At 40.6% G+C, this 7,636-nt stretch carries 8 protein-coding genes; 3 read left to right on the forward strand and 5 right to left on the reverse strand.

Going from position 1 to position 7,636, the window contains the following annotated elements:
• Nucleotides 1–141 precede the first annotated feature (141 nt).
• On the reverse strand, nucleotides 142–687 hold the full coding sequence (locus G9G57_RS19865; RefSeq protein WP_164965455.1) for a hypothetical protein: 546 nt from the start codon (nucleotides 685–687) through the stop codon (nucleotides 142–144).
• Nucleotides 688–841: 154 nt separating this feature from the next.
• On the opposite strand from G9G57_RS19865, the gene G9G57_RS19870 reads away from it, so the two are divergent.
• Complete coding sequence (locus tag G9G57_RS19870) at nucleotides 842–1,165, forward strand: DUF3139 domain-containing protein (protein ID WP_164965456.1); 324 nt, start codon at nucleotides 842–844, stop codon at nucleotides 1,163–1,165.
• 56 nt (nucleotides 1,166–1,221) lie between these two features.
• Here the strand turns inward: G9G57_RS19870 and G9G57_RS19875 are convergent, their stop codons facing one another.
• The 3 genes from G9G57_RS19875 to G9G57_RS19885 all read right to left on the reverse strand — a co-directional run bounded on the left by G9G57_RS19875 (nucleotide 1,222) and on the right by G9G57_RS19885 (nucleotide 2,695).
• Entirely contained in the window at nucleotides 1,222–1,551 is a 330-nt protein-coding gene (locus G9G57_RS19875; RefSeq protein WP_164965457.1) for a hypothetical protein, read from the reverse strand.
• Between the two features lie 235 nt (nucleotides 1,552–1,786).
• A complete protein-coding gene (locus G9G57_RS19880; RefSeq protein WP_164965458.1) occupies nucleotides 1,787–2,029 on the reverse strand; it encodes a DUF1871 family protein in 243 nt (80 codons plus the stop codon).
• 195 nt (nucleotides 2,030–2,224) lie between these two features.
• Nucleotides 2,225–2,695, reverse strand: a complete 471-nt coding sequence (locus tag G9G57_RS19885) for a copper amine oxidase N-terminal domain-containing protein (protein ID WP_164965459.1) — start codon at nucleotides 2,693–2,695, stop codon at nucleotides 2,225–2,227.
• Between the two features lie 211 nt (nucleotides 2,696–2,906).
• On the opposite strand from G9G57_RS19885, the gene G9G57_RS19890 reads away from it, so the two are divergent.
• Together G9G57_RS19890 and G9G57_RS19895 are read left to right on the forward strand one after the other, a co-directional pair.
• Nucleotides 2,907–5,183, forward strand: coding sequence for a preprotein translocase subunit SecA (locus tag G9G57_RS19890; protein WP_164965460.1), 2,277 nt, complete (start codon nucleotides 2,907–2,909; stop codon nucleotides 5,181–5,183).
• A gap of 669 nt (nucleotides 5,184–5,852) precedes the next feature.
• A complete protein-coding gene (locus G9G57_RS19895) occupies nucleotides 5,853–7,097 on the forward strand; it encodes a hypothetical protein (RefSeq protein WP_102997757.1) in 1,245 nt (414 codons plus the stop codon).
• Between the two features lie 144 nt (nucleotides 7,098–7,241).
• Here the strand turns inward: G9G57_RS19895 and G9G57_RS19900 are convergent, their stop codons facing one another.
• The gene (locus tag G9G57_RS19900; protein ID WP_102997756.1) at nucleotides 7,242–7,490 is read right to left on the reverse strand and encodes a CPCC family cysteine-rich protein; all 249 of its coding nucleotides are present in this window, start codon (nucleotides 7,488–7,490) and stop codon (nucleotides 7,242–7,244) included.
• Nucleotides 7,491–7,636 lie beyond the last annotated feature (146 nt).

The following is a 7,636-nucleotide window of genomic DNA, read 5'->3' on the forward strand; positions in this document are numbered from 1 at the left end:
TTGATTCTTTGAACTCTATCATCCCAGAATTTTCAGCTATTGCTCTTACATCATTATCAGAAGCTCTGATTGGGTCATATTAGAAACAAAAATGAGTCTAAATAAAAAGGCAACAGGTAATACCTGCTACCTCACTTCCTATTATTCAGCTTCCCTTAATGTTTTTAAAGCTCCAGTAAATGAATTGTCGATCGACATAATATATCCATTAACTTGCTTGCTAAATTCAGACTCCGTAAGTTTATCTTTTCCTGCCGTGTGATTCTTAATGAATTTTATAAGGACTGCTTTTTGTTTTGCAATATCCTTTAAAACTTGGTCACTTTCTCGCTTGTAATTTTTAATACTTTTACTTAGTTCCACCTTTGCCACGCTGAGCTGCTTCTTTAATTTATCGCAATCAGCCTTGGCTTGAGCTATTACCACTTTACTAGACTTATTTTTCACTTCGTTTTTATATCGCGCAGTTGCTTGGTTTAATCTCTGAGTTAACTCACGAACTTCTGCCCCCAGGACAGCATTTAGCTTTTTTTGTGCAACTTTAATTTCTTTTACACGATCTTTGTAATTCTCAAAATATATTCTTTCGATTTCACTTGTTGACATAGCTTTTGTAGATGTTGCCGCCAATACTTGTGATGGAATTAAAACAACAAACATTAATAATAATAGAATAGCTTTTTTCATATGTATCCCCTTGTCAGGTAATAGTACAATTATCATAAGGGGAATTCAGGGAATAGGCAATAGGTCTTGTTTTAGTATCATGATATTTCTAAGGAAGCTTATCCGTTAGAATGATCATAGTAGAAACTCTTTTAATCTAAAAAAGGAGATAGTTATGAAGAAACATGGAATAGCAATCTTTATAGTAATTCTATTTGCAAGCATTTGGATACTTAGTAGTTACACTAAAAGTCATACGCAAAGCGAAGTTTTCAACTATCTTGTAAAAATTCAAGGATACAAACCCTCTGAAATCTATTCAGTTGAAACTAAAATAGCTAAAGCTCCCTTAATTAGTACACAGGTTATATTCAAGGACGAAACCAATACAAGGTATTTTTATAAAAAAGAGCATGGTAAAATTATTCAATATAACAAAGCCCCCGTTAAAGGAGTAGATGATGGTACTTATAATTATAAACATCATGAAAACAAATAAAAACGAAAGGATCATCCTCAATTCAATGAAAAATACTCAATTTAGGATGGTCTAGGCTATTCATTTTTCCAGATAATAGACCCATCTGAAGATGTAATCATGCTAGGGGGGGCGTCATGGAGAGAAATTTCAATAAAGGTGCTTTTTCCTTTTTGCAACCATTTATAGATACTTTCTTCCTCTTTAATCGGCTTAGATACTATTTTTTTGACTTCAATAACCGCAGCATCATATTCAAGGAACCCATGATCATCTTCATCTAAACCATTGTTTGTTTCATAGATGGTGTCCCTAGTACCAACAATCTTTAATCTATTTCCCCAATGAAAAGTTAATTCTTCTTTTGGCACTGAAATAATTGCTTTAATTAAAGAATCATATCCCATATACTCCTCCTTGGTTTAAGGCTCTTCTCGTCTTTGAATTCAATAGTAACGCTAGTGTTTCACTATAAATTAACCATTATCCCAATTCCTTATTTCCCTATCCAGGCACAACCATCTTATCATGGATGATATTGTTGTTTGCTGTATTCAAAAACTCGTGTCCTTTATTTGATTGACCAATTATTCAAAAAAGCCTACTTTATTTTATTGTTAAAGGAGCAGGCTCATAAATAAATTATTTTGTAACATTAATTATTTTTTCAGCGATTAACCGACATTCTCCAATACTTTTATCGAATTCCTTTTTAAAAGATTGAGCGAATACCGAATGAATCTGCTTTGCTAATTCTTCAACAGAGCTTGTTTCCTTACTTCTTTCATGAATTCTACGTATTTCTGAATAATATTCATCTTCTAATAGAGGATATATTTCGACTGGGTTCCATTCATTAATCATTTGTACAAAATCATCGTTCATTTCTATACACTCCTACTCTCCAAATAACGATTTAGATAGTGCTTTATATTCATCATCAAACTTACTCTTAGGAATAACTGTAACAAGTGCCCCATCGTTAGCAACTACAGCAGAACCTTCCTTTGAAATCAAATGGTTACGCTGAAAGTATATTTAATCAATTAAATGAGGAAAGACTACCTTATATAAGAAAAGTTAATTAGAAGTTGTAATGTTCACAATTAATGTTTCACCTATTTTTTGGGTATCCACTTTAGCTCCCAACACTTCAGAAACAATTCTTAAAGGAACTTGAACACGAGTTGTAGGAATCTGCGGTGCCGACAGCATCATTTTCTCTTCATCGTTGACATATGCAATCTTACTACCGATCGCCAATTTAATTACAGTTCCATTCTTTGATTCGATTGTGACTTGTTGTAAAGCTTTATCCCATCCTCTCACTTTACCTCCTAAATTTTCAGAAACGAAGCGAAGAGGAACAAAAGCTGTATTTGTAGCATTTTCAATATATGGAGGTGAATCTGAATTAGTTCCAAAATGAATAGGAACACCGTTTACCTGTACATTAATTGTGTAATTATAAGGATGTTTTGCACTTGCTTGTATGCTTAATACAAGTGAAAAAATAAGAAATACGGAAACCGTTAAAGATCTTTTCATCATGCATTCATCTCTCCCTTTGTTAAAATCAACAATTTACTAAAAATATATCTTTCTGACCTCCAAGATGTACTTTTCATGTGAATCATACATCGTTGCCTAAGAATGAAGCAAGGAAGTTTTTTATTCCAAACTTTGCTATTGTTATAGAGTTTGATTATACTTTAGCCACTATTAGAATTGCGTGTTTCTACCGAGGAGGGATCAAATTCCAATGAATTTAGCCGTCAAGTTGATGCAAAAATTCAAAGACCGCGATACTCAGAATAAGCTGAAAGGCTATCGGGACAAAACGGAGCTCATCAGGAAACGGAATTTGGAAGCATGGGACGATCAGCGGCTGAAAGCGGAATCTCTCCGGCTAAAAAAGGAAGCAAAATTGGGTGCGCCTTTGGATGAACTGCTTGTCGATGCCTATGCGCTAGTCTGCGAGGCAGCGAAGCGAAAGCTCGGATTACAGCCTTACGATGTCCAGATTATGGCTGCCATCGCTCTGCACGAGAGATTTGTGATTCAGCAACATACCGGCGAAGGAAAAACGCTCTCTGCTGTTATGCCTGCTTATCTAAATGCGCTGACCGGCGAAGGCGTGCATGTGCTCACTTTTAACGATTATTTGGCAAATCGGGATGCGGAGTGGATGGGTCCGATCTATCGTTTCCTCGGGTTAACGGTAAACTCGGTTCAAGCGGGCATGAGCTTGTCCGAGAAACGAAAAGCGTACGCCGCAGATATAACCTATGTTACGGCCAAAGAAGCGGGATTCGATTATTTGCGCGACACGATCACACTAAGCGAAGCCGATACCGTGCATCGTCCTTTCCACTACGTCATCGTTGACGAAGCGGATTCACTGCTTCTCGACGAAGCTCGGGTGCCGCTAGTCATCGCTGGCGAGCCGGATTCTTCCGGCAACGACGTAATTCGTTTCGCAGATGTGACTAAGCAGCTTGAGCAAGATAAGTATTACGACTTCGACGAGTTCAAGCGGAACGTTTATTTGAATGAGGTGGGCGCTGCGAAAGCGGAGTCGTTGCTGGGATGCGGCAATTTGTATGAAAGCCATAATAGTCATTTGTTGTCGTCGTTAAATTGCGCGTTGTATGCGGAAACGTTATTGAAAAAAGACGTCGATTACATCGTCCGGGACGGTAAAATCGAGCTGATCGACGAATATACCGGCCGCGTGGCGGAGAACAGGCATTTGCCAGAAGGACTGCAAGCCGCGCTTGCAGCCAAAGAAGGGCTGCACTCGAAAGTCGGCGGAAAAATTCTCGGAACGATCACCCTTCAACACTTCATTAGTCTGTATCCAAAAATTTGCGGAATGACGGCTACCGCGCACGCTTCCGCAATGGAATTCAAAGAGATTTATGCACTGCAGGTCGTGCAAATTCCACCGAATCGGCCAAACATACGAATCGACCAACCGCATCGGATTTTTACCCATAAGGAAGCCAAGCTTAAGGCGCTTGTCCAAGAAATCTTGTCCGTCCATGCGATGGGACGGCCGATTCTCATTGGTACGTCAAGCGTAGAGGAGTCTGACATGCTGGCAGAGGCGCTAGCAGTTGACGGCGTACCCTGCCATGTTCTGAATGCGAAAAACGATGCAGAAGAAGCCGAGGTCATTGCAAGAGCGGGAGAAATCGGTGCCGTGACGGTGTCTACGAATATGGCGGGACGCGGCGTCGACATTCGGCTCGGCGGTGGCAACCCTATGCAAGCAGAAGTTGTCGCCAAGCTAGGAGGGTTATACGTGATTGGTACGCATGTAAACGAAAGCGTGCGGATCGACGACCAATTGCGCGGGCGTTCTGGGCGCCAAGGCGACCCTGGAGCTTCCGTATTTTTCGTAAGCTTGGAGGACGAGTTGTTACTTCGGTTCGGCATCCATAAAGCGATTCGCGCCCCCAGGCAGGATGAGGCTCTCGAAGACCCAGCGCTACGCAGCAAAATCGCGCATATTCAACGTGTTATTATGGGCCAGAACTTCGATATCCACCAGGAACTAAACCGTTATTCGGATATGGTGGAGGAACAGCGACGTATTCTATACGAGGAGCGGCTCGCAATTTTGAAAGGAGAGACGCCGATGAGCCCTTCGGAGCAGCGGGTACGGCTTTATTATATTGACAAGTTCTGGGCCGACCATCTGGCATACATTTCTTACCTTCGGGAAGGCATCCACTTGGAGAGCCTTGCTAGCCGCAATCCGATCGACGAATTTCATGAGCAAATCATCCAAGCATACGAGCAAATTCCAGATAAAATAAATAGCGAGTCAGCGAATATGCTTGTAAGGCTCGGAGGTTCGACTGATCCGGCGAAGTGGGAAGAGTTCGGTCTGAAGAGCCCTACTTCCACTCGGACTTATATAATCAACGATCAATATATCCAGAATATGCGCAGCTCATGGACCACAATGACTGTATTTGCTTTTGGGATTCGCAAGATTTTGAGGCCGATATTCAAACTGTCAAAATTTTGATGCTGCGTAGCTTTTTCGAGGATGATCGGGACGAATATGAGCGACGCTCGATTCATCCTGCGCTGAAAAGGTTGAAGCGAAGCATTGACTCCGTGTTGAATTTGGACGTCCGCTTGGATTTCTCAATTTTATAATCAGTAAAAATATACTAACTACTGCCGCCAAAGCTATGTCGGCTTTCTTGCACTCATTTTGAGGAGGAATTTATATGCCGATGGCCACAAGCGTAGCCGCTATAAAGTAAGCATTCTCATTGAATGTAACCGCCATCGGATGTTGGGCTAATAGTCAAACCTGATTTTGAGATTGATCCGATATTCTTCTCTTTTTCTCAGCAATAAGCAAACCTAGCAGTATATATCCTCTGTACACTAATCCAATTAAAAGCACTCCGCCAGCAATAGAAAGGAGGATAACTAAAATGTTAAGTAAAAATAGAAACAACTCCAATAAGACACCTCCAAAGTAAATTAGTCTTATTTGTATTTTATAGTAAAAGTCATGTCGAAGTATCATAAAGCTTGTCATAAAACAAAATAAGAAAGCAGGTGAATGAAAGAACTAAGTTATTCAAAAAGGCTAATAGTCAGAATAAAAGACTTATATCTGTTCAACTTTTTTTCGTTTTTCTGGTATATATGATAAAAAAATGAAATCAGGTGTTATTCAATGAGACGAATTGTTGTTTCTCTACTTGTATCTTCCTGCCTTCTGATTTCTGGCCTGCTTCCAACGGCTCTGAGTTATGCGGAGAATTCAAATTCCAATCTTCCCGTTGTAGTAGAGGATGCGGCTGTGTTCTATCTGGTTCCGCACCAACTGACTGCCGAATTAAACAAATCTTCTTTATCGCTGGATTCCGTCTCCATAAAGACCGCTCCCCTGCTGAAAAGAAATAATCACTTGTATTTCCCGTTCAAATGGCTGGAGACAGCTCATCTGGCAACCATCAAGTGGGATGCAAAGACAGGCAGCAGGTGGGCAGAGTTTGATACTGAGAACTCGGCACCTTTTTCCTCATTTCGGTTGATGCCTAACCAATCAAAGATTTTCAGGTACTCAGACGGAACCATGACAGCGCTAGATGAGCCAATCCCTAAAACGTTTATGAAAAATGATCAATTGTATATTCCTGCGTCACTTCTGCCTAAGATGGGAATAAATTATACATGGAGTAATGGAGTCATGCACTGGGTCTGGAACGATAAAGTCGTCAAAGCGCTTCACCCAACGTATACAACGGACAAGGAAAACATCACTTTTAGCGCATTAGTACAAAAAGAGTTCGGGCATGCTTATGTTTTGGTGAATACAGGACACGGTGGTATGACAAGCTCCATTGGAGGTGGCATAAGCACGTTTAAGGGAACAGAAAAAACAACTGAAAAGTCAATTATAGTGAATGGAAGAACATTTCAGCGGATTGAATATTCAGTAGGCCTTCGCCCTGGTCCAAATCCACTGGAAATTACGACAAATGATAAAGGGTCTGCTAAGATTATGGTGCATCGCAAAGTATTAAACCCGTCCTCCGTTCCTATTAGATACAACCATGCCGAGAACGCGCAAGACATCCGCTTTACCAAGCCAACACAAGGGTACCTCCGTGTACAGGCTGGAGATCCAATAGCAATTGCTGGAGTCGTGACTACTACGGATCTGGAAAGCAATGAAGTTTCTTTTGGAGTGGCAGCATTTCAGAACGGTGATTTTGTTGAAGTTGAAAAAAAGACCGTTATCCCCCTCAAACAGGATAAATCCTTTAGCGGTTCTGTCGTTATTCAAAAACCTGGTACTTATTTGGTCAATATTCTAAGTCCAGATGTATTCGTGGGAGGTAGTTCACCGTACGGCTCTGTCAAATGGGCTGAGATAGCAGTCGAAGTATTGCCTAAAACCAAGAAAAAACCATAATTCTTCTCTTCCAGATCTAACACCAGCTAAATATGGACCAGTCTATTAAAAGGAACAGCGGCGGACACAACACTTGATAAATAAAGTCTTGTGTTCGCCGCTGTTGTCATTGAACTAATGTTTCCCGTTAGCGTAATGAGACTGTCACCTTTTCAAAAGTGGTTTCCAATTCTCATTGCGCTCATCGTTAATCTTTGGCTTAAGATTAACACGTCCTTGTAAATAAGCTTCTTGATATTGCCTTAGCGATTCAATATTTGCTCCCCCTTCATAATCGGGATCGTGATATTGAACAACATCATCCTCCCAAAAACAAATATCGCAAATGTCATAGGTACCGGGTGGTTCATAATCCAGTGTCTTATAACCACAGCATGGACATGCATATTTCATATATAGTGACCTCCACATAAACAGTCAGCACTTTGATGTGTTCGCTATATGCTTAACCTAGCCTGCCCATTCGTATTATGAGATCAACCAGTTCTTTCTGGTTGATCCTTTTTTCATTTGCATAGAGGATTAAGGTAGCCTGGTCG

Origin of the sequence: Paenibacillus sp. EKM211P (genome assembly GCF_011066175.1) — a bacterium.
GTDB classification, from domain to species: Bacteria; Bacillota; Bacilli; order Paenibacillales; family Paenibacillaceae; genus Paenibacillus; species Paenibacillus polymyxa.

Excerpts from the sequence above, each read along its gene's own strand:
- G9G57_RS19865 (WP_164965455.1), bottom strand. The coding sequence starts at position 687 with ATGAAAAAAGCTATTCTATTATTATTAATGTTTGTTGTTTTAATTCCA.
- G9G57_RS19870 (WP_164965456.1), top strand. The coding sequence starts at position 842 with ATGAAGAAACATGGAATAGCAATCTTTATAGTAATTCTATTTGCAAGC.
- G9G57_RS19875 (WP_164965457.1), bottom strand. The coding sequence starts at position 1,551 with ATGGGATATGATTCTTTAATTAAAGCAATTATTTCAGTGCCAAAAGAA.
- G9G57_RS19880 (WP_164965458.1), bottom strand. The coding sequence starts at position 2,029 with ATGAACGATGATTTTGTACAAATGATTAATGAATGGAACCCAGTCGAA.
- G9G57_RS19885 (WP_164965459.1), bottom strand. The coding sequence starts at position 2,695 with ATGATGAAAAGATCTTTAACGGTTTCCGTATTTCTTATTTTTTCACTT.
- G9G57_RS19890 (WP_164965460.1), top strand. The coding sequence starts at position 2,907 with ATGAATTTAGCCGTCAAGTTGATGCAAAAATTCAAAGACCGCGATACT.
- G9G57_RS19895 (WP_102997757.1), top strand. The coding sequence starts at position 5,853 with ATGAGACGAATTGTTGTTTCTCTACTTGTATCTTCCTGCCTTCTGATT.
- G9G57_RS19900 (WP_102997756.1), bottom strand. The coding sequence starts at position 7,490 with ATGAAATATGCATGTCCATGCTGTGGTTATAAGACACTGGATTATGAA.